This window comes from Tumebacillus sp. BK434, from assembly GCF_004340785.1.
Classification (GTDB): domain Bacteria; phylum Bacillota; class Bacilli; order Tumebacillales; family Tumebacillaceae; genus Tumebacillus_A.
Map to the genome: position 1 here is coordinate 95,970 of NZ_SLXS01000004.1, position 22,234 is coordinate 118,203.

Below are 22,234 nucleotides of genomic sequence, written 5' to 3' on the forward strand. Positions count from 1 at the left end.
ACTACCTGTTGAAACACCCAAAAGGGGGGATCTTCAGGATGAAAAACCAACTGGCCGACCTGACGCTCGAACAGCATCAGGCGATCAACCGTCTGGAGTCGGATCTGGGCCTCGTGCTGATCGCGTACGACGACTACCGCCAGGAAGACAACAGCGGGGAACTCAAGTAGCAGTACCGCATGTGCAAACAAACGGCGAAGGCTCCAGGCCTTCGCCCTTTTGTTTTAGATCTCATCCTGCTGATCTTCCTGCTGATCTTGCCACACGTGCTGACCATCAAAAAATTCCTGTGCGAACTGTTTCAGCTCTTGCAGCCGGACGATAAAATCCTCTAAGTCGGCCAGATGCAGCGTATCCCGGTATCCGTCACCGCGGGCGTTTGTCTCCCCCTTGGGGACGTTGTGGTACAAGTGCAGCTCGATCATCCCGTCCCGGCGCACGTTCGCATCAAAGTAACCGTTCGGGTCCTGCAGCTCAATCGCCACATTTTCCCCGTTCTCGCCGAGGTGCTGACGCGTGACTTCCCACAGGTTGTCGTTCAAAAATACCATGTTACTTGTTCAGGAACACGACGCGGCGCAGATTCGGATTGGTGCGGATGATCGTGTCGCGGATCGCGGTCGTCATCGTCGGCGACAGATTGGTCGCCTCCGGAGCGTTCAGAATATTGGGGTCGCTGTTCGGGCCGCCAACGTTCGATTTTTTCATCGAACCCATGTCCTCGACCAGCACGTACGCCGTCGTGCCCGCGACCATCACGGTGGCGTGCTTGACGTTTTGCACGTTTTTGAGCGCCGCTTCCAGCTTTTTGTCTTCATACAGGCCTTTTTGGCTGTCTTGTGTGCTCAACACGTTTTGCTTCAGCTTCGGCTGCCCTTGCTTGGTCTGTGCCTGCTGGCTTTGCGCTTTGGCGCCGCCGTTGTCCGGCTTGCCGTCATTTTGCGCATTGTTGTTGCTGCACCCGGTGAGAAGCGCGGATGCGAGCGCCACAGCGAGGACGCCTGCCGCAAACTGTTTCATCAATCCCCTACCTCCCTCATTTTGTGAGTTCAGGGATAGTGTGTGTTGGTGCCCGTTTTCTAGTCATCGGGACAGGTGTCCGTGTCCCATCTCCCCTCTTTTTCGTATCTTAACAACGAGCAGAGAGGGGGTGTTTTCCTAATGTACGGCGTTTTTGGAGGTTATACCCGCTGGGCGGTAGTGTTCCTGATCATTTTCGTCCTGTTCTTCCTGTTCGTGCCCGACTATGTTGGTGGTGCCCAGGCTGGCGGCTGCGGCTGCTAACCATTTGAAAAAACCCGCTTTCCGACTCGGAGGCGGGTTTTTTTGTGCGCAGCTTTGGAGATAAATGGGATGTATAAGAAACGGAGGGGTGTGGCATGAGAAGGAAACGCAAGAACCGTATCTGGCTGTGGCTGTCCTTTTGGTGCCTGCTGCTCGTCTTTCTGGCACCCTCCGTTAGCATCGCCTATCTCGGCTGGCAATACCTGCATCCGCCGAAAAAACCGATCCTCGAAACCCCAGGAGCGTTTCGCCTCGACTACCAGGACATCGCCTTCCCAAGCGAACAGGAAAACGTCACGCTCAAAGGCTGGCTGGTGCCTGCCCGCGAAGCCACCTCGCGCATCGTCATCTTCGCGCACGGCTATTCGGAAAACCGGGCCAGCGCCAATGTCGCGCTGCACATGGCCAAAGCGCTGCACAACCGCAACATCGCCTCACTGTTGTTCGATTTTCGCGGCGCAGGGGAATCGGACGGGACGATGACTTCACTCGGCTATTATGAAAAACAGGATCTGCTCGGCGCCATCGACTACGCCAAAGGGCTCGGCTATCACCAGATCGGGCTGGTCGGCTTCTCGATGGGGGCTTCGACAGCTTTAAACGTGGCGCCGGAAGTGCCGGAAGTGCAGGCGGTGATCGCCGACTCGGCGTTTACCAACTTGAGCCAATATCTGGAGACCAACCTGTCCAACCTGCACCCGCTGGCCGAAGTGGAATTTATGCCCAAACTGGCGCTGTGGGAAGCGAGCGTTTTGACCGGGATCGAGCCGGAGGCGGTGCAGCCGATCCTGTCGATTCAGAACTTGCGCGATCGGGGTGTCTTCTTGATCCATGCGGCAGGGGATGAGATCATTCCGGCGTCAGAAAGCCGGAAACTGGCCGCCGCATCCGATTCGATGAACACGGTACTCTGGGTATCGCACGCCAACAAGCACGTCGGCACCTATTCGAAAGAGACCAGCGAATATCTGGTGCGCACGACCGCCTTTTTGTCCTACTATCTGGACAAGGGGCAGGGCGGGATGCAGACGGCAGCGAAGAGCGTGGAGGACGAAGTCCCGACGCAAGCGACGTTTACGGAGCGCATCGCGCGCACAGACAAGGAATTGTAATCAGGCACATAAAAAGAGAGGGCAGGATCTGCCCTCTCTTTCCTATAAGTACAAAGCCATCAGGTACTCGTCATAGACGATGCCGTCGACGCGCAAGGCGTCTTTTTCCACGCCGTACACCTGAAAGCCTTTGCGCTCATACAGCCGTTTGGCCGGTTCGTTGGTCGTGACGACCGCCAGTTGGATCTGCGTGACTTCCGGCAGCCGTTTGACCTCATCGATCAAGTGCTGCATCAGCTTGGAACCGGCGCCGGTGCCGTGCAGCTCCGGAATGACATACATGCCCCAGATCATGCCTTTATGTTTGAGCTTATTCTTTTGCTGTTGGACAAAGCCGATCATGCCGACCAGCGACCCGTCTTTCAAAAAGGCGCCGGCGATAAAATTGTGCGGGGCGACGCGGGAGGCGAATGCGGCGATGTCAGATTCCAGCGTGACGTGCCGTTCTTCTTCATAGGAAGAGCCGAACGCCTGCGGATACTCTTGCAGCCCGCGCAGCCGCAATGCGCGAAAGGAAGCGGCGTCGTCCGGCCCGAGGTTGCGTACGTGGAGTTGTAACATTTCTGTCATTCCTTTCTTTCTTCCTATTCTACCCGATTTTTTGGGAATGGTATATGCTGGAGTCAGAGAGGAGATGTGGCAGATGCAGACAAAACTGTCCCAAAATTGGAATTTGGATGACATTTTCACAGGCGGCAAGCAATCGGAAGCGCTGGCTGCCGAGATGACCCAGATTGCCGATGCGATTTCTGAACTTATTGTTTCCTATAAAGATTGTGATCAGTTGAAAGCTTTGATCTTGATGCTGCAAGAGCTGGGCAGCCGGCTGCAGGAGTGCGAGATGTTTATCTTCTGCTTGTCCTATGAACATCGCGGGGATGCTCAGGTCCGGCAGCTGCAGGGCACGGCGGACGGACTGCGCGCCAAACACACGGCGCTGATGATTCGCTTGGAGCAGGTGCTCGCTCAGGTGCCGCAAGCGGCGTGGGCGGAGCTGCTGCAGGACGAGCAGCTCGGTGCGATCAAGTTCTACCTCGACGAACGCCGTGAGCGGGTCCACGACCGGATGAGCGGTGAGCAGGAACTATTGGTGAACGACTTGGCGGCAGACGGTTACCACGCCTGGTCGAACCTGTACCGCACGCTGCAGCACCAGCTGCGCGTGCCGGTCGTGCTGGACGGCGCAGAGCAGGAACTGAGCGCAGGGCAGGTGTTCGGGATGCTCCATCATCGCGACCGTGCGGTGCGCATCGCGGTGCTGGAGGCGCTGGAAAGCAAAATGCAAGGGGAAGCGGAGCTGTTTGCGGCGGTGCTCAACCACATCTCCGGATTCCGGTTGGCGCTGTACAAGCAGCGCGGTTGGGACTCGGTGCTGCAGGAGCCGCTGAGTAACAACCGTCTGTCACAGGCTACGCTCGACGCGATGTACCAGGCGGTAGACCGGAATCGCCATCGCCTGACCTCCTTCCTAAAACGTAAAGGCGAACTGCTCGGCGTGGATCGCCTGATGATGCAGGACAGCAACGTGCCGTTTCAGGAAGTGTCGACCAATCTGACCTTCGATGAGGCGGCCGCTTTGATCGTCGAGCAGTTCCATGCTTTCTCGCCGCACATGTCCGATTTTGCCAAGAAGAGCTTCGAACAGGAGTGGGTGGAAGCGGAAGAGCGTCCCGATAAGCCGGGCGGCGGTTTCTGCATCCCGTTCATCCGCAAGGGAGAGTCCCGCCTGTATATGAGCTATCGCGGCCGGGCGTCCGACATGATGGTCCTCGCCCATGAACTGGGCCACGGCTATCATAATGAGGTGCTCTGCGGCCTGCCGCACTTCGCGCAGGAATACCCGATGTCGCTGGCGGAGACGGCCTCGACGTTCGCCGAGCTGATCGTGATGGACGCGGCGATCGAACAGGCTCCCGCACAGGAGGAAAAAGCGGCGCTGCTCGCCGACAAATTGGGCCGTGGGTTGCTCATGGTGCTCGGCGTCTATGGGGCCTACCGCTTCGAGCGCGTGTTTTACGAAGAGCGGAAAAGCGGCATCGTGCCGACCGAGCGCATTACCGAGCTGATGGCGGACGCGCAGCGGCATGCATACGACGGCGTGTGCGACCGCTACCATCCGTACCAGTGGGTCTTGCAGGGGCATTTCTATATGACCGACAATCCCTTTTACAACTTCCCGTACACGTTTGGCTACCTGTTTTCGATGGGACTTTATGCGCAGGCGAAACAGCGCGGGGCAGGCGAGTTTGCGGACAGCTACCGCAGTCTGCTTCGCGATACGGGCAGCATGACGGCAGAAGAACTGGCCAGCCGGCACCTCGGCGTCGATTTGACCAAGTCCGATTTTTGGCAAGGGGCGATCGACCTGCTGGCTGCCGATGTCGAACAGTTCCTGCAATTGACCGATACAGCAGTAGAGAATTGAAAAACAGTGAATAGCCAACCAGACAGACTGGTTGGCTTTTTCTGTTGCGGTTAGGCAATGGTGAAGGTGGTGCTGGCTTGCTGCGGGCTGTCGCTCGACGTGATCTGGCCGACGATGGTGTAGGTGCCGGCTGCGACTTGGTTGCCGTTGTTGTCGGTCTGGTTCCACGTCTCGCTGTAGGCACCGACTCGCCCGGCTGCAGGGTCAGCGTGATCTGTACCGATTCCCCGACCTATTTTCATATGTCCAAACATCGTGAATGTTTACTGGTTGACAGTAAAACACGCGCTTGTCCGCAGACTTTTGTCACGGTATGATGAAGAAAAGTGGAGAAAATGGGTGATCGAGGATGACGTACTCAACGGAGACTCATTTGCAGTTTGTGATGAACATCGGGCAGCAAAAGCCGGAGAGCATCATCAACCGGGAGACGGCATGCCCGTTTTGCGACCGGGCGTCGCTGACCGGTATCTTGGCGGAAGATGGTCCGCTGATGCTGCTCAAAAATAAGTATCCGGTCTTGCAGGACACTTTGCAGACGGTGCTGATCGAAACGGATGAGTGCTTGTCGGAACTTTCGACGTATGACCCGGCGCATATGCGGCGCCTGATGCGCTTTGCCGTGCAGGAATGGGAGCGGCTCGAACAAAGCGGCGAGTTCCGCTCGGTGGTGATGTTCAAAAGCCACGGCCCGCAGTCGGGCGGCACGATCCGCCATCCGCACATGCAGATCGTCGGGCTGAAGAAAGTCGACTATTTAGAGCACGTCAGCCCCGAGCAGTTCGAAGGGATCAGGATCGCCGCCGAGCCCGGGGTGGAACTGAACGTCTCGAGCAAGCCGCGGATCGGTTTTTATGAGCTGAATGTCGTCCTGTCCGACTTGGAGCAGATCGACATCATGGCCGCATACATTCAAAAGTCCGCCCACTATCTGATGCATCATTTCCACAAGGCGTGCAATTCGTACAATCTGTTCTTCTACCGGCTGAGCGGAACGATCTGCGTGAAGATCATGCCGCGCTTTGTCGCATCGCCGATCTATGTGGGCTTTGGCATTCCACAGGTCGCCGACCGGATCGGCCAGGTGGCGCAGGAGATGCAGCAACTCTACTTTTAAGGAAAGCATATGATAATAAAGGACAACTCTTTGTCGAAGAGTTGTCCTTTTACTTTGTTCCAAATTCTAGTACAATTATCTAGAAATAGAAATGTCTCTTTTCAGCCGCATGCTTTGCAATTGTCCATAGGTCAGCGACCGCCAGAGCCACTCGACCGGGCCATAACGGAAGTAACGCAGCCAGACGATCGAGAAGACCATCAGCAGCGGGTAGATCAAAAAGGAGATCAAGAGTCCTTTCGCCGGACCGATTTTGTTGAACAGGCCGAAGCCGTACGAGTAGAAGATCGTCGTGCAGATCAGCGAGGACATCAGGTAATTGGAGATCGCCATTCGCCCGACGGCGGCGAAGGGTGCCGTCTTCGCCCGGATCCAGTCGATCTGCATCAGCTGGAGGATCGACGTCACATAGAAGAAGCACAGCGCAGGATTGTGCAAGGCCCGAATGCACTGATCTAAGATGTAGCGCACCGTTTGCGGATTCGATGACACGGCGAGGCTGTTCGTGTAGAAGGCGGAGAACAGAGCGGTGAAGAGCGAGCCGACCCAGATCCAGCGGATCAGCGTGCGGTGCTCGGCCACGTTTTGGAAGATGCGTTTTTTCGCTGCGTAGACGCCGAACAGGAACATGGCGAAGACGACGGGAAACAGCGCCCAAAACACGCCGTATTGGTAGACGAAATCGGCGATGCGCTGCAGTACCTGGCTGCCGTACGTGCCATACTCGTAGACCTCGTTCGCCTCTTGCAGCATCAGCGACGGGTTGAACAGCTTGACGCCGAGCCCTGATGCCTGGTAGAGCGGGATGGTGACCTTCTGGTAGGTGCCAAGGAAATTCAGCACCGGCGTCAGGAAAAGGAAGAAAAAAGCCGAGCTGAGCACAAACCACGGTCTGGCGCGGTAGAACAGGACGAGCAAAAAGGCGAGCACCGCATATTCGAACAAGATGTCGCCCGACCAGATCAAAATGGCATGGATGAGTCCAAAGACGAGCAAGATGCTGATCCGGCGCAAAAACAGCGGCACTTCCCGTCTGCCTTTTCGACGGGCGCGCTCCAGAAAGATCATCATGCCGATGCCAAACAAAAAGGAAAACATCGTGTAGAACTTGCTGGCGACCAGCATGTCGATCAACAGTTTGGCCAGCTTGTCCCCTTCTTCTGTCCACAGCGTCATCCGGGCGCGGGACAGATACTGGTAGGCGCTGGAGAAGAACTGCATGTTGACGATCAAAATCCCCAAGATGGCAAAACCGCGAATCACATCAAGCTCCATCATCCGCTGTTCGGGTTGAATCGGTTTGACTTCTGACTGCTGTGTCATGGAGAGATTCCCCCTTTCTTTCCTTATAGTCGGAAAATTTGCAAGAAACGTTGCAGTCGATAAAGTAGTAAGGAAAAATATTTTAGACAGAATTTTCGAGATTTCACTTTACAGATACAATTGTAGTGTAATATATATGAGTAAAGATAATTGTTTGTCATGGAATAATCAACTCATAAGACTGAGTGATTAAATAGGAATGTTGTGTGGGGGTAATGTAATAAAAGAAATTCCGCTTGTAAGTGAAGTCTGCTAACGGAGGTAGAGTATGCAGGATACGAGATCGATCGACTCGACGAAAGCGAATGTGAAGGCGTATTCGAAAGCAGGCTATGGACTGGCAATCTGTCATCACGGCGAGATCTTGCAGGGGAAGTTTTACGACGCAGACGGCACGCTGCGCCGCGGGCTGGTGACTTTACCTTGCGACCAGTATCAGGCAGGGGCGCATTTTGTGCCGGATGCGAGCGGGATTTTGACGGTCGAGCCTTCCTTTAAGAAAAAAGCGCTGCGGGCGGCGCTCGTCACTTTGGAGAATCTGAAGGAGCGGAAAGTCGGCGGGCGGCTGGTCGTGGACAGCGACATTCCGGAAGGCTGGGGCTTGGGCTCTTCGACAGGTGATGTGGTGGCGACGATCATGGCGGTGGCGAACGCGCTGGAGATCGAGCTGTCCGAAGAGCGCATCGGAGCGCTGGCGGTCGAATCGGAGACAGCAGCCGATTCGATCATGTTTATCGACCGCTGCGTGCTGTTCGCACAGCGCGACGGGCTGGTGATCGAAGACTTCGGCGGGCAGTTTCCGGCTTTCGAGGTGCTCGGTTTCAACACGGAGCCGAACAGCAACGGCGTCGACACGCTGGCATTCGAACCGGCCAATTACAACGTGCAGGAGATCGACCGGTTTGTGAAACTGCGAGATATCATGCGCCGCGCGGTGCAACTGCAGGACGCCAAACTGATTGGACAGGTGGCGACGGAGAGCTCGGAGATCAATCAGAACTATCTGCCCAAGCTCCGCTTTGACGATCTGCAGAAGCTGGGCCTGCAGATCGGTTCGGTGGGCTTGCAGATGGCGCACAGCGGCACGGTCGGCGGTTTTATGTTTGAACCGGGCGCCGCCTGCCTCGACGAGCGTATGGCGGAAGCGACGGCGAAACTCGTCGAATGGGGATTCGAAATCACGTGCCGGTTTCAGGTCGGCTTCTAGCAAAAAGAAAGCGGGTGCAGTCTTAAGACTGCACCCGCTTTGTTGATTTTAGACAGGTTTGAAGTGTTCAAATTTCAAGGGAAAGTTAATTGTAAAGCGTCTGTCTGTGTGTTACAATTCTGTTATTTAACAAGTGACTATACAACGATAAAGTCTGGAAAATGATCGGATAATGGGTTTTCACACAGTGTATTGATGATGGGGTGAACCGCTGCGAAAATAGCCGTTTGGGCGGTGCTTATTTAAATTGAAAGAGGGTTGATCTTAAAGATGTTTTCTACAGTTGAACTCTCTCAATTGTCCTTCTCCGCTTTTTCTCCTGTGCCTCGCTTGCTCCTTCCTGTGACGATGCTCCTCAAAGGGGCCCTTCATGTCGAATGCTTACAGAACTGCCTGCACAAGGCGGCGGTGCGCCGTCAGTTGATGCAGGAGGAACCATGGGTGATGCCGGTCCTGCGCCTTGCGGATGTGCCGGAAAGTGAACGCTTTGCCCGAATTGCCGAATCTGCCGCGAAGCTCGCCGGGCGGCCGGAGCGGTTGCAGGCTTTTGTATGTGTGGCAGGTGCTGACGAGCACGTGTTGTGTTTGTTGTTGCCTTTGGCGTCGCACGAGGAGCTGCAAGGTCTGTTGATCGAGACGGCAGAAGCGTACGAGCGGGAGCTCGGAGGCGCTTGCGCCGGCATGGCGCAGGCTTGGAAAAACGTGTTATCCGGGGGCTGGCTGACCGCTGCGGAGCGCGAACAGGTGCTGACAGGCTGGAATGACACGGCGACCGGCTATCCGCGTGAGAAGACGATGCAGGAGCTGTTCGAAGAGCAGGCAGCTTTGGCGCCCGACCGGGTGGCGGCGGTCTGTGCCGGGGAAGCGGTGACCTATCGGGAACTAAACCTGCGGGCGAACCGCGTGGCTGCTGAGCTGATTGGCGCAGGCGTCGGACCGGATGTGCCGGTCGGGATCTGCGTGGAGCGGTCGATCGGGATGCTCGTCGGGATGCTTGGGATCTTGAAGGCGGGCGGGGCGTATGTGCCGCTCGATCCGGGCATGCCGCAGGAGCGGCTGGCCTTTTTGCTGGCCGACACGGAACTTCGGGTGCTGGTGACGCAGCGAGCGCTCCTGCAGCTGTTCCCGGAGCATGGGGCGAGGGTGATCCTGCTTGAGGAGCTGACGGGCGGAAGAGAAGAAAATCCGCCCTGCAGGACGACGGCAGAGTCGCTGGCCTATGTGATGTACACGTCAGGATCGACCGGACAGCCCAAAGGGGTCGCCGTGCCGCAGCGCGGCGTGGTGCGTCTGGTGCGCGATACGAACTATCTGCCGTTTGGGCCGGAGCAGGTCTTTCTGCAGGCGGCGGCGGTGACGTTCGATGCGGCGACGCTGGAGATCTGGGGCGCGCTGTTGAATGGGGCGCGTGTGGCGCTGCTACCGGGCGGGGCGTTTTCATTAGAGAAGCTCGGCCGCGCAGTGCGCGAATCGGGCGTGACGGTGCTGTGGCTGACGGCCGGCCTGTTCACGCAGATGGTCGAGCATCGGCTGGAAGACTTGCGCAGCGTGCGCTATCTGCTCGCCGGAGGCGATGTGCTGTCTGGGCCGCATGTCCGGAAAGTGCTGCGCGAACTGGACGGCATCTGCCTGATCAACGGCTACGGGCCGACGGAGAATACAACATTTACCTGCTGCTATCCGATGTGGGAGGCGGATGACGCGCTCACGTCGGTGCCGATCGGGCGACCGGTCAGCAATACGAAAGTGTACGTGTTGGACGGACAGATGGAGCCGGTTCCGGTCGGCATGCCCGGCGAATTGTATACGGGCGGCGACGGGCTGGCCAGAGGGTACTGGCGGCGTGAAGAGCTGACGGCCGCAGCGTTTGTCGACAGCCCGTTTGCGCCTGGCGAACGACTGTACAAGACGGGCGATCTGGTGCGCTATCTGGCTGACGGCCAGATTGAATTTCTGGGACGGCTCGACGGACAGGTGAAGATCCGCGGGTTCCGAATCGAAACTGGCGAGATCGAAGCGGCGCTGTCTCAGCATCCGGCGGTGCGCAGTTGCGCGGTGATCGTGCGCGAAGATGTGCCGGGCGAGAAGCGCTTGGCGGCGTATCTGGTGCTCGACCCGACGGCAGCGGAAAGCGTCTCCGCGTGGCGGACGTTTTTGGCGGAGAAACTGCCGGAGTATATGATTCCGGCGGTGTTTGTCACGCTGGAGGCGCTGCCTTTGACGCCCAACGGCAAAGTCGACAAGCGGGCCTTGCCGGTGCCGGAGGTGAGCCGTCCGGCACTGCATGCCGAGTATGCTGCACCGGGCAGTGCAACGGAGCACGTGATCGCGGAGATCTGGAGCCGATTGTTCTGTCTGGAGCGGATCGGCGTGCAGGACGACTTTTACGAACTCGGCGGGCATTCCCTGCTGGCGACGCAGATCGTCTCCCGCATCCGTGAGCAGTTGGGCGTGGAACTGTCGCTGCGGGATGTGCTGGAAGCGCGGACGGTCGCGCGGCTGGCAGAAACTGTGAGTCTTGTCCAGTTGGCAGATGGGATGCGGGTATGCGAGTCTCTTGTATCCGATCCTGACAGGCCAGGCAAGGAAAGCAAGGCGGTCGGCAATCTGTTCGAGCAGATGTCGGCGAAAGAGCGCACAGTGCCTGCCCGTTTGTCTATTGCCCAGCAGCGGCTATGGTTTTTAGATCGGCTGGAAGCGGGAAGTGCGCTGTACAATCTGCCTTTGGCGCTGCGCCTGACCGGGAAGTTAGATCTCGATGCGCTGGAGCAGGCGCTGGTGGAAGTGGTGCGCAGGCATGAAGCGCTCCGCACAGTGTTTGCAGAACGGGACGAGGGGACTGTGCAAGTGGTGCAGCCGCCCGGCGCTGTGACGTTGCAACGATGCGCTTCGTGGGAAGCGTTGCAGGCGGACGCCGCGCTGCCGTTCGATCTGGAGCAGGGCCCGTTGTTTCGTGCCGCACTCTGGCAGGCGGCAGAAGCGGAGCACGTGCTGCTGCTCAACATGCACCACATCGTTTCGGACGGCTGGTCGCTGGAGCTGTTGCGGCGCGAAGTGGCCGCTCTGTATGCGGCGTTCTCTTCCGGTGCTCCTGCGCCGCTTCCCGAGCTGCCGGTGCAGTACAGCGATTTTGCGGAATGGCACCGCAATTGGCTCGCCGACGGCGTGCTGGATGGACAACTAAGTTATTGGAAGGAACAACTTAGCGGCGAACTGCCTGTGCTGCAGTTGCCCGCCAACCGTCCGCGCCCGGCAGTGCCGTCGTACCGCGGCGGCGCCAAGCGGATGATGCTGCCGCAGGAACTGGTCGCAGCTTTGCAAAGCTTGAGCCAACAAGCAGGCGCCACCTTGTACATGACGATGCTGGCCGCGTTCAAGACACTGCTCCACCGCTACACCGACCTGCGAGACATCCTCGTCGGCACGCCGATCTCCGGCCGCAACCGGGCGGAAACAGAAACGCTGATCGGCTTTTTCGTCAACACGCTGGTGCTGCGCACAGAGCTGGACAGCTCGCTTCCGTTCCACCGCCTGATCGAGCGCGTGCGCGAGACGGCGCTGGGCGCGTTTGCCCATCAGGATGTGCCGTTTGATGAGCTTGTCGCAGCACTGCGGCCGGAACGCGACGGCTCGCACTCGCCGTTCTTCCAAGTGATGTTCGTCTTTGAAAACTCGCCCAAGCAAACGTTGCAGTTGCCGGGTCTGACGCTGGAACAGGCTGACATCGACAACGGCACGGCGAAATTTGACCTCTCCCTGCTCTTGATCCAGGAGGAGGAAGGCTTGTCGGCGACTTTCGAATACAGTGCCGACCTGTTCGACGAAGCGACCGTCCTGCGCATGATGGGCCACTTCGTGACCTTGCTGGAAAGCATCGTGCACGCGCCGGGCCAGACTGTCGGCGAACTGCCGATGCTGGCCGCGGCGGAGCGTGAAGATCTGCTCCGCCAAGCGGCGGGCGTCCCCCGTGACTATGACCTTGCGAACCTCCGCCTGCATCACCTGTTCGAGTTTCAGGCGGAGCGCACGCCTGACGCCGTCGCGCTGGTCGCCGGGGCGACGGAGCTGACCTACCGCGAGCTGAACGAGCGCGCCAACCGCACCGCCCGCTACCTGCAGCGGCTGCACACGGAGCCCTGCAGCATCGTCGCGGTGTGCATGGAGCGCTCGCCGGAGATGGTGGTCGCGCTGCTCGCCGTGCTGAAGGCGGGTGGGGCCTACCTGCCGCTCGATCCCGAGTATCCGCAGGAACGCCTGCGCTTCATGCTCGATGATTCCCGCGCCGCCGTCCTGCTCACTCAGGCTCATCTGCAAACGCGTTTCCACGACGCCAACGTTCAGGTCGTCTCGCTCGATGAAGGCTGGGAGCTCATGGCCCGGGAACTGCCGCACGCGCCCAACCTGGCGCTCGACCCGTCCGATCCGGCCTACGTGATTTACACGTCCGGCTCGACCGGCGCACCGAAAGGCGTGGTCGTCCCGCACCACGCGATCTGCAATCACATGTTATGGATGCAGGAAGAATTTCCGCTCAGCACAGCGGACGCCGTTTTGCAAAAGACGTCCTTCTCCTTTGACGCTTCCGTCTGGGAGTTCTACGCGCCGCTCTTGGCGGGCGGTCGCCTTGTGCTGGCAGAGCCGGGCGGGCACCTTGACGCCCGCTACATGGCGCGGGTGATGCAGGAGCAAGGCGTGACGGTGCTGCAAGTGGTGCCGACGATGCTTGTGATGCTGCTGAACGACGAGCAGTTTGCCGCCTGCCGCTCGCTGAAGCGGGTGTTTTGCGGTGGTGAAGCGCTGACGCCTGAGCTGGTCAACCGCTTCAATGCTGTGATGCAGGCCGACCTGATCAACCTCTACGGCCCGACCGAAGCGTGCATCGACGCGACTTTCCACGTCTGTCCGCGCGAGGGAGGACTCGTCCCGATCGGACGTCCGATCGCCAACGTGCAGGCGTACGTGCTGGACGCGAGGCAGCAGCCGGTGCCGTTGCTGGTGCCGGGCGAGCTGTACATCGGCGGCGCCGGATTGGCCCGCGGCTACCTGTACCGCCCGGAGTTGACCGCTGAGCGATTTGTCACAACGGAGCGGGGATGTCTCTACAAGACGGGCGACCTGGCGCGCTTTCTGCCGGACGGGACGATCCAGTATCTCGGCCGGATCGACCAGCAGGTGAAAGTGCGGGGCTTCCGCATCGAACTTGGTGAGATTGAAGCGGAGCTGCTGCAGCATCCGCTGGTGACCGAAGCGGCGGCGACCGTGCAGGAAAACCGCATCATTGCGTATGTCGCCGTTCAAGAAGAGGTCGGGCGGAGCGCGCTGCAGTCCTTTTTGCGAGAACGGCTGCCGGAGTACATGGTGCCGTCACAGTTCGTGCAGCTGGAACGGCTGCCGCTCACCGCAAACGGCAAAGTTGACCGCAAAGCATTGCCCGCTCCCGAGAGCGAAGCGGAGAATGCGGAGAATGCGGAGCTCGTGTTGCCGCGCAATGCGGTGGAAGAGGTGCTCGCCGTCATCTGGGCCGATCTGCTCGGCCTTGAGCAGGTGAGCGTGACGAGCAACTTTTTTGCGCTCGGCGGGCATTCCCTGCTCGGCATGCAGGTGATCGCGGAGGTCCGCGAGGCGCTCGAGGTGGAAATCGCGGTCAAGGCGCTGTTCGACGCGCCGACCGTCGCCGGCCTGGCCGGCCACCTGCTCCAAGACCCGGCACAGCGGGCAAGAGTTGAAAAGACGGCGGAGCTGTTGCTGCAACTGTCTGAGATGTCGGAAGAAGAGGTACAAAAAATGATGGAGGCGGAGAGATGAGCAGGTTTTCGAAGATCGCGATGTCCAAAGAGAAGCGCGCGCTGCTCGACAAGATGCTGCAAGACGAAGGGCTGGTTTCCTCGGGCGTCTCCCGCATCGAAAAGCGTTCGGGAGAGCGGCCGGTGCGCCTTTCGTCCAGCCAGCAGCGCCTGTGGTTCCTCGACAAGATGGAGCCGAACAGCACATCCTACAACATGCCGTACCAGATCGAACTGCAAGGGGCGCTCGATGTGCAGGTGCTGGAGAGTGCGCTGAACGAGATCATCGAGCGCCATGAGATCCTGCGCACCACGTTTGCAGCGCAAGACGGCAAGACGGCACAAGTCGTGCACAGCATGCAGCCGGTGGCGATGCCGCTCGTGCAGGCCGATCGGGCGGAACTGCCGCGTCTGGCGCTGGCGGAGGCGCAGAAGCCGTTTTCGCTGACCGCCGGGCCGTTGTTGCGGGCGAAGTTGGTGCAGACGGGGGAGCGGGCGCACACGCTGCTGCTCACCCTGCACCACATCGTGTTTGACGGCTGGTCGATGAACCTGCTGCTCCAAGAGCTGTCCGCCCTGTACGCGGCGTTTGCCAAAGGAGCTCCCTCTCCGCTCGCCGATCTCCCGCTGCAATACGGGGATTACGCGGAGTGGCAGCAGGAATGGCTGAACGGCGAAGGCTGCCAAAAGCAACTGGACTATTGGAAAGCAACGCTGTCCGGCGCGCCGGTCGTGCTCGATCTGCCGACCGATCGTCCGCGCCCTGTGGTGCAGACGCACCGCGGCGGCAACGTAGGCTTCGCGCTGTCGAAAGAGTTGGCAGAGCAGCTGAAAGCGTGGAGCCGGCAGGAGGACGTGACGCTGTTCATGACGCTGTTCTCCGCATTTTCCGTGCTTTTGTCCCGGTACAGCGGACAGGAAGACCTGCTGATCGGGGCGCCGTTTGCCGGACGCAGCCAGCGCGAGGCGGAAGGGCTGATCGGCTTTTTCGTCAACACGCTCGTGCTGCGCGCCGACCTGACCGGGAACCCTGCACCGGCCGAACTGGTGCGCCGTGTCAAGGATACGGTGACCGGGGCCTTGTCCCATCAGGAACTGCCCTTTGACCGACTGGTCGAAGAGCTGCAGCCGGCGCGCGATGCGTCGCGCAGCCCGTTGTTCCAAGCGATGTTCAACTTCCTCGACGCGCCGCATGAAGAGCTGCGCTTTGGCGGGCTGGCGCTGACGCATGGAGAAGTGCTGAACGGCACGGCCAAATTTGACCTGACGCTCTACGTGGAAGACGGGTCGGACGGCATCCGGGGCAATTTTGAATACAACGCCGACCTGTTCGAGCAGGCGACGGTCGAGCGGATGGCCGGGCATTTCCGCACGCTGTTGGAAGGCATCGCCAGCCGTCCCGAGCTGCCGGTGAGCGAATTGCCGCTGCTGACCGATGCGGAGTGGGAGCAGGCGGTGCACGGTTGGAACGACACCAAGACCCCGTATCCGCAAGACCGCTGCATTCATCAGCTGTTCGAAGCGCAGGCACAGCGGCAGCCGGACGCGGTGGCGACCGTCTACGGCGGCACGGCGCTGACCTATGCCGAGCTGAACGTGCGGGCGAACCAACTGGCCCATCACCTGCGCCGAAACGGCATCGGGCCGGATGCGCTGGTCGGGCTGTCGGTGGAGCGCTCGCACGACATGGTGATCGGGATGCTCGGCATTCTGAAAGCGGGCGGGGCGTATGTGCCGCTCGACCCGGCCTATCCGCAGGAGCGCTTGTCGTTCATGCAGGAGGACACCGGGATTCGGGTGGTCGTGGCGCAGGAGCAACTCGTCGGGAACCTGCCGCAGAGCGGCTTGACGATGATCTGTCTCGACCGCGACGCGGCTCAGATCGCCGCGGAGAGCACGGAGAACCCCGAGCCGCTCACCGGTGTGGAACACCTCGCCTACGTGCTCTACACGTCCGGCTCGACCGGCGTTCCCAAAGGCGTGCTCGTGCCGCATCGCGCGATCAACCGGCTGGTCTGCAACACCGATTTTGCGCAGCTCGACGCCACCGATGTGATCGGGCAGGTGTCGAACTCGTCGTTTGACGCGGTGACGTTCGAGATCTGGGGGGCGCTGGCCAACGGTGGCAGGATCGTCGGCGTGGGGAAAGAGATTGCGCTGATGCCGAAGGAGTTCGCGGAGGAGATTAAATCGCAAGGCATCACGGCGATGTTTCTTACCTCCGCGCTGTTCAACCAGCTTGCAGGCGTAGTACCTGACGCGTTTTCCCAGATGCGCCACCTGCTGGTCGGCGGGGAGGCGGTCGATGCGCGCTTTATGCGCGAAGTGATTAAACACGGCGCCCCCAAACGGCTGCTCAATGCGTACGGCCCGACAGAAAGCACGACGTTTGCGACCTGGCAGGATGTTTATGAAATGGCATTCGATGCGCTCTCCATCCCGATCGGCAAGCCGATCGCCAACACGTCCGCCTACGTGCTGGATGCTTATCTGCAGCCGGTGCCGGTCGGCGTGCCGGGCGAGCTGTACCTCGGCGGCGACGGCGTGGCGCGGGGCTACCTGAACCGCCAGGAACTGACGGCGGAGCGCTTCTTGCAGAATCCGTTCGCAGCCGGCCTGCTCTACAAGACGGGCGACCTCGTGTGCCGCTTGCCGAACGGGGCGATCGAGTACATCTCCCGCCTCGACCATCAGGTGAAAGTCCGCGGGTTCCGCATCGAGCTCGGCGAGATCGAGCAGGCGCTGGGAGCGCTGGGCAACATCCGCGACGTGATCGCTGTCGTGCGCGAAGATGAGCCGGGCGACAAGCGCGTCGTCGCCTATGTGGTGCCGGAGCGGACGGAAGGCTTTTCCGCCCAGGAACTGCGCGGGCTGCTCAAGGAAAAGCTGCCCGAATATATGCTGCCGTCCGCGATCCTGGCGCTCGAGGCGCTGCCGCTTACGGTGAACGGCAAAGTGGATCGCCATGCCCTGCCGCATCCGCAAGGGCTGCAGAGCCAGTCGGCCGAGTATGCGGCACCGCGCACCGAGATGGAAGAGATCGTCCTGTCCGTCTGGCAGCAGGTGCTGGGCGTGGAGTGCATCGGCATTCATGACAATTTCTTTGACCTGGGCGGACATTCGCTCTTGTTGATCCAAGTGCATGAAGGCGTACAGGAAAAGCTGCAGACGCAGTTTTCGATCGTGGAACTGTTCCGCCATACGACGGTGTATACGCTGACCAAATTTTTGTCGCAGCAGCAAGCGCAGGAGCCGGCCAAGACGGCTGGCCGTGCGGAAGAATCGCAGGCGCGGGCGCAGTCGAAAAAAGACGTGCTGAGCCGCCGCAAGCAATTATCCAAAGGCAGGGGGAAGTAAGACATGAGCCATGAGAAGGAGAACCAGATGCTCGAAGGAATCGCCATCGTCGGCATGGCCGGCCGCTTTCCGGGCAGCAAAAACATCGCCGAATTCTGGTCGCATCTGCAAAACGGCAACGAGACGATCTCCGACTTTACCGAGGAAGAGCTGAAGGCGGCAGGTGTCGATCCTGACCTCATGCAAGACCCGCAGTATGTGAAGCGCGGGGGCTTGCTGCAAGACCGCGACCTGTTCGACGCCAACTTTTTCGACTATACCGCGAAAGAAGCGGAAGTGACCGACCCGTCGCACCGCCTGTTTTTGGAGACGGCGTGGGAAGCGCTGGAGACGGCCGGCTATGACGCCGAGCAGTATCCGGGGCGGATCGGCGTGTACGGCGGCGTGGGCCAGAACAGCTTTTCCTATCATCTGTACGGCAACCCCGGCGTGTTTGGGCAGATCGGGGCGCTGCAGGCGACGCTTGCGACTTCGTATGATTTCCTCGCGACGCGCGTCGCCTACAAACTCAATCTGACCGGTCCGGCGATCACCTTGCAGACCGCCTGCTCCACGTCGCTGGTGGCGGTGCACCAAGCCTGCCAGCAGCTGTTGATGCATGAGTGTGACATGGCGCTGGCCGGCGGCGTGGCGATCAAGCTGCTCGAAGCGGAAGGGTATCTGTATCAGGAAGGCAGCATTTTGTCGCCTGACGGGCATTGCCGGGCGTTTGACGAACAGGCGCAAGGCACGATCGGCGGCGACGGGGTCGGCGTGGTGGTGTTAAAGCGTCTGGAGGATGCGCTCGAAGACGGCGACAGCATCTATGCTGTGATCCGCGGGTCGGCGGTCAACAACGACGGCGCGGGCAAAATCGGCTTTACCGCTCCCAGCGTCGACGGGCAGGCGCAAGTCATCCTCGACGCGCTGGCGGTGGCCGGGGTGGAAGCGGACTCGATCGCTTACATCGAGACGCATGGCACCGGCACGCCGCTCGGCGATCCGATTGAGATCGCGGCGCTGACCAACGCCTACCGCGAGAGCACCGACCGCGTGGGATATTGCGCGCTGGGCTCGCTGAAGACGAACATCGGCCACCTCGATGCAGCGGCCGGCGTGACCGGGCTGATCAAAGCGGCGCTGATGCTGCAGCACGGGCAGCTGGTGCCGAGCCTGCATTTTGAAAAAGCGAATCCGAAGCTGGGCATTGAGTCTTCTCCGTTCTATGTGAACACGGAGCTGAAAAGCTGGACGCGCGGCGTTGAACCGCGTCGCGCCGGGGTCTCGTCGTTTGGCATGGGCGGGACGAACGCGCATGTGGTGCTGGAGGAAGCACCGCACGCAACCGCTTCCTCCGAATCGTCGCGCAAGTGGAAACTGCTCGTCTTGTCGGCCAAAACGGGGTCTGCCCTGAACGCGGCAACGGAGAACCTGGCAGCGCATCTGCAGGCCAATCCGCAGGCGGAGCTGGCGGACGTGGCGTTCACGCTGCAGACGGGACGCCGGGCGTTCGATCACCGCCGCGTGGTAGCGGTGGAAAGCCACGCCGACGCGGTGGCAGCGCTGGAAGCGATGGACAGCAAGCGCGTGCTGACGGGCGAAGCGCAGACGCGCGACCGCTCGGTCGTGTTCCTTTTCCCCGGGCAAGGCGCGCAGTATGTGAACATGGGGCTGGATCTGTACCGGGAGGAGCCGGTGTTCCGCGAGCAGGTCGATGCTTGCGCAGAAGCGCTGCAGCCGACGCTTGGCGTTGATTTGCGCGACGTGCTTTACCCGTCTGCCGACCGCGTGGAGCAAGCGGGCGAACTGCTCCGCCAGACCTATCTCACACAGCCGGCTCTGTTCGTGATCGAATATGCGCTGGCGAAGTTGTGGATGGAGCTTGGCGTGCAGCCGGACGCGATGCTCGGACATTCGATCGGGGAGTATGTGGCGGCCGTCTTCGCCGGTGTGATGTCGCTGGAGGACGCGCTGCAGCTGGTCGCGATGCGCGGCAAGCTGATGCAGTCCTTGCCGGAGGGCACGATGCTGGCCGTACCGCTTACCGAAGCGGAAGTGCTGCCGCTGCTCGGCGCCGGATTGTCGCTGGCGGCGGTGAACGGGCCGCGCGCCTGCGTGGTCGCCGGAACCACGGAAGCGGTGCAACAACTGGAGGCGCAACTGCAAGCGCAGGAAGTGGAGTGCAGACGTTTGGTGACTTCGCATGCGTTCCACTCGGAGATGATGGACCCGATTCTCGCGGCGTTTGCGGAAGCGGTGCAAGAGGTGGAACTGCACGCGCCGCAACTGGCCTACCTCTCCAACGTGTCGGGCACCTGGATCACGGCGGAGGAAGCGACCGACCCGGCGTACTGGGTCAAGCATCTGCGCGGTACGGTGCGCTTTGCCGACAACGTGCGCGAACTGCTGCAAGAGCCGGGACGCCTGTTCCTCGAAGTCGGCCCGGGGCGTTCGCTGATCGGCCTGACCCGCCAGCAGGTGGCGGCAGAAGGGGCGCAGGAAGTCTTGCTCTCCTCGCTGCGCCACCGCGACGAGCAGTTGTCCGATGCGGCGTTCCTGCTCACCGCGCTCGGCAAGCTCTGGCTGTCCGGGCTGAAGATCGACTGGACGCTGCTCTACCCGGGCGAGACGCGCCATCGTCTGGCGCTGCCGACCTACCCGTTTGAGCGCAAGCGCTACTGGCTGGAGCGCAAGGCGGGCGCCGCCGCCAAAATCCAGCGCAAGAAGGCGGACATCGCCGACTGGTTCTATGTGCCAACGTGGAAGAAATCGCTCCTGATCGCAGACGAAGCGACAGACGCGCAACGGTGGCTTTTGTTCCTCGACGAGACGGGAACGGGCGCCAAGCTGGCCGAGCGCCTGACTGAAGCCGGACACCGCGTGGTGACGGTCGCAGCCGGGGCGTCTTTTGCCAAAACGGAGGCGGACGCCTACACCGTGCATCCGGCGGAGCGCGAAGATTACAGCCGTTTGTTCGATGACTTGGCGGCTGCTGAGCGTCTGCCGCAGAAGATCGTTCATCTGTTCGGCGTGACCGACACGGCGGGCGAGTATGAGGAGACGCAAGCCAAAGGCTTCTACTCGCTGCTCGGCCTGGCGCAGGCGCTCGGCGAGCAGACCTTGGCCGGCGGCGTGGAGATCGGTGTGATCACCAACAACCTCCAAGAAGTGCTGAGCGACACCGTCACTGTCCCGGCCCGCGCCACCGCGCTCGGCCTGTGCAAAGTCATCCCGCAAGAGCTGACCGGCGTCACCGCCCGCGCGATCGACATCGACAGCGCGACCGATGCCGCTCTGCTGATCGCGGAGCTCTCCGCAGACAGCGCGGACACGGTGGTGGCCTATCGCCGCAGCCTGCGCTTCGTGCAGACGTACGAAGCCGTTCGCCTGCCGCAGCGCAGCGCAGCCGTCCACGAGAATGCGGTGGTACTGATCACCGGCGCCAACACGCCAAACGGTCAGGCGGCAGCAGCGTATTTCGAACAGCACCAGAATGCGAAGCTGGTGCTCATCACGCACGACGCGGAAGCAACTGACGCTCACGCTGTCAGCGTGCACGTGCAGTCCTCCGACGCGGCAGCCGTTTCGGTGCAATCGCCAACGTCGAACTCGATTGAGATCACCGTGCAGCCGCAGCTGGCAACGGGGGCAAGCTCGCAAACGAATAAGGCAGACCGATTATACTTCACCGCCAACATCACCGACCTGGCGCAGATCCAATCGATTGTGCAGAAAGCGGCGGAGCAGTTCGGCGAGATCACCGGCGTGATCCACGCGGAAGACCCGCGCGGCACGGGGATGCTGCAGCTGAAAACGCAAGAGATGACCGCCGCCGTCCTCGATCCGAAAGTAAAAGGCGCTCTGGTGCTGGAGCAGGCATTAGCCGACGCGAAGCTGGACTTCTTCCTGCTCTACAACTCCACCGTCGCCGCTACCGGCGGCTTTGGCCAGTCTGATAACTGTGCGGCGGGCGCGTTTTTGGACGCTTTTGCCGCCGCCAGAGCGCGCACGCACGCGATCAACTGGGGCATCTGGAAATGGGATGACTGGCAGGAGCAGCAGCTCCAAGGCGTCGCCGAACTCGCCCAGCAGCTGCGCGAAACGCGCGAGACGTTTGGCATCACCGAAGCGGAAGGATGGGAAGCTTTGACTCGCGTTCTCAGCTTCGGCCTGCCGCAGACGGTCGTCTCGACCCAAGATTTCCACGACGTGCTGCAAGCGTCGCAAAGCTTCACCGCTGCGGGCTTCCTCGAAGCGCTGGAAGAGTCCCGCCAAGCCGCTTTGGCAGGTGCACAGTCCAATTCCAACTATGTCGCCCCGCGCAATGACCTCGAAACGACGATCGCCGGGTTCTGGGCCGAACTATTCGGCGTCCAGCAGCCGTCAGTGCAGGCAGATTTCTTCGACCTCGGCGGCAACTCGCTGGTGGCGATTCAACTGGTCACGCGGATGCGCAAACAGTTTGGCATGGACTTCCCGATCAACACGATTTTCGAATCCCCGACCATCGAAGCGCTCGCCCAGATGGTCGAAAGCAACCAGCTCGGCCAGGAAAAGATCGATGCCCTCGAGGATCTGCTCAAGCAGATCGAAGGCATGAGCGATGAAGATCTGCTCGCGAAAATGCTCGAAGAAGAGACGAAGTAA

14 protein-coding genes are annotated in these 22,234 nt (G+C 60.4%); 9 read left to right on the plus strand and 5 right to left on the minus strand.

Translation table 11 applies throughout. The features are described 5' to 3' along the window. The first annotated feature begins 38 nt into the window (after positions 1-38). The gene (locus EV586_RS21615) at positions 39-170 is read left to right on the plus strand and encodes a hypothetical protein (protein WP_279388294.1); all 132 of its coding nucleotides are present in this window, start codon (positions 39-41) and stop codon (positions 168-170) included. Between the two features lie 54 nt (positions 171-224). On the opposite strand, the gene EV586_RS12135 is transcribed toward EV586_RS21615, so the two are convergent. Together EV586_RS12135 and EV586_RS12140 are read right to left on the minus strand one after the other, a co-directional pair. Further along, positions 225-551 (minus strand): hypothetical protein, encoded by a 327-nt coding sequence (locus EV586_RS12135; RefSeq protein WP_132945384.1) that lies wholly within the window; start codon positions 549-551, stop codon positions 225-227. A 1-nt stretch (position 552) separates the two neighbouring features. Continuing rightward, positions 553-1,020, minus strand: a complete 468-nt coding sequence (locus EV586_RS12140) for a hypothetical protein (protein ID WP_132945385.1) — start codon at positions 1,018-1,020, stop codon at positions 553-555. Between the two features lie 141 nt (positions 1,021-1,161). Between EV586_RS12140 and EV586_RS21620 the strand changes: the two genes are divergently transcribed. Continuing rightward, on the plus strand, positions 1,162-1,284 hold the full coding sequence (locus EV586_RS21620; RefSeq protein WP_279388295.1) for a hypothetical protein: 123 nt from the start codon (positions 1,162-1,164) through the stop codon (positions 1,282-1,284). A 95-nt stretch (positions 1,285-1,379) separates the two neighbouring features. After that, complete coding sequence (locus tag EV586_RS12145; RefSeq protein ID WP_132945386.1) at positions 1,380-2,396, plus strand: alpha/beta hydrolase; 1,017 nt, start codon at positions 1,380-1,382, stop codon at positions 2,394-2,396. A 42-nt stretch (positions 2,397-2,438) separates the two neighbouring features. Here the strand turns inward: EV586_RS12145 and EV586_RS12150 are convergent, their stop codons facing one another. After that, entirely contained in the window at positions 2,439-2,966 is a 528-nt protein-coding gene (locus EV586_RS12150; RefSeq protein ID WP_243653030.1) for a GNAT family N-acetyltransferase, read from the minus strand. Positions 2,967-3,039: 73 nt separating this feature from the next. On the opposite strand from EV586_RS12150, the gene EV586_RS12155 reads away from it, so the two are divergent. Next, positions 3,040-4,821, plus strand: a complete 1,782-nt coding sequence (locus EV586_RS12155; RefSeq protein ID WP_165898560.1) for a M3 family oligoendopeptidase — start codon at positions 3,040-3,042, stop codon at positions 4,819-4,821. Between the two features lie 50 nt (positions 4,822-4,871). Here the strand turns inward: EV586_RS12155 and EV586_RS12160 are convergent, their stop codons facing one another. After that, entirely contained in the window at positions 4,872-5,063 is a 192-nt protein-coding gene (locus EV586_RS12160) for a flagellar hook assembly protein FlgD (protein WP_132945388.1), read from the minus strand. Positions 5,064-5,170: 107 nt separating this feature from the next. Between EV586_RS12160 and EV586_RS12165 the strand changes: the two genes are divergently transcribed. After that, positions 5,171-5,938 (plus strand): DUF4931 domain-containing protein, encoded by a 768-nt coding sequence (locus tag EV586_RS12165; RefSeq protein WP_132945389.1) that lies wholly within the window; start codon positions 5,171-5,173, stop codon positions 5,936-5,938. Between the two features lie 75 nt (positions 5,939-6,013). Here EV586_RS12165 and EV586_RS12170 read toward each other — a convergent pair whose 3' ends face one another. Then, on the minus strand, positions 6,014-7,261 hold the full coding sequence (locus tag EV586_RS12170; RefSeq protein WP_132945390.1) for a DUF418 domain-containing protein: 1,248 nt from the start codon (positions 7,259-7,261) through the stop codon (positions 6,014-6,016). A gap of 268 nt (positions 7,262-7,529) precedes the next feature. Here EV586_RS12170 and EV586_RS12175 point away from each other — a divergent pair, with 268 nt between their 5' ends. The 4 genes from EV586_RS12175 (at position 7,530) to EV586_RS12190 (ending at position 22,234) form a co-directional block, all read left to right on the plus strand. After that, positions 7,530-8,468, plus strand: coding sequence for a GHMP family kinase ATP-binding protein (locus tag EV586_RS12175; protein ID WP_132945391.1), 939 nt, complete (start codon positions 7,530-7,532; stop codon positions 8,466-8,468). Between the two features lie 444 nt (positions 8,469-8,912). Then, positions 8,913-14,273, plus strand: coding sequence for a non-ribosomal peptide synthetase (locus EV586_RS12180; protein ID WP_243653040.1), 5,361 nt, complete (start codon positions 8,913-8,915; stop codon positions 14,271-14,273). Further along, positions 14,270-17,608: a non-ribosomal peptide synthetase gene (locus EV586_RS12185; protein WP_132945393.1), complete on the plus strand. Its 3,339-nt coding sequence runs from the start codon at positions 14,270-14,272 to the stop codon at positions 17,606-17,608. Before EV586_RS12180 ends, EV586_RS12185 begins: the two co-directional genes overlap by 4 nt. A 3-nt stretch (positions 17,609-17,611) precedes the next feature. Continuing rightward, the gene (locus EV586_RS12190) at positions 17,612-22,234 is read left to right on the plus strand and encodes a type I polyketide synthase (protein WP_132945394.1); all 4,623 of its coding nucleotides are present in this window, start codon (positions 17,612-17,614) and stop codon (positions 22,232-22,234) included.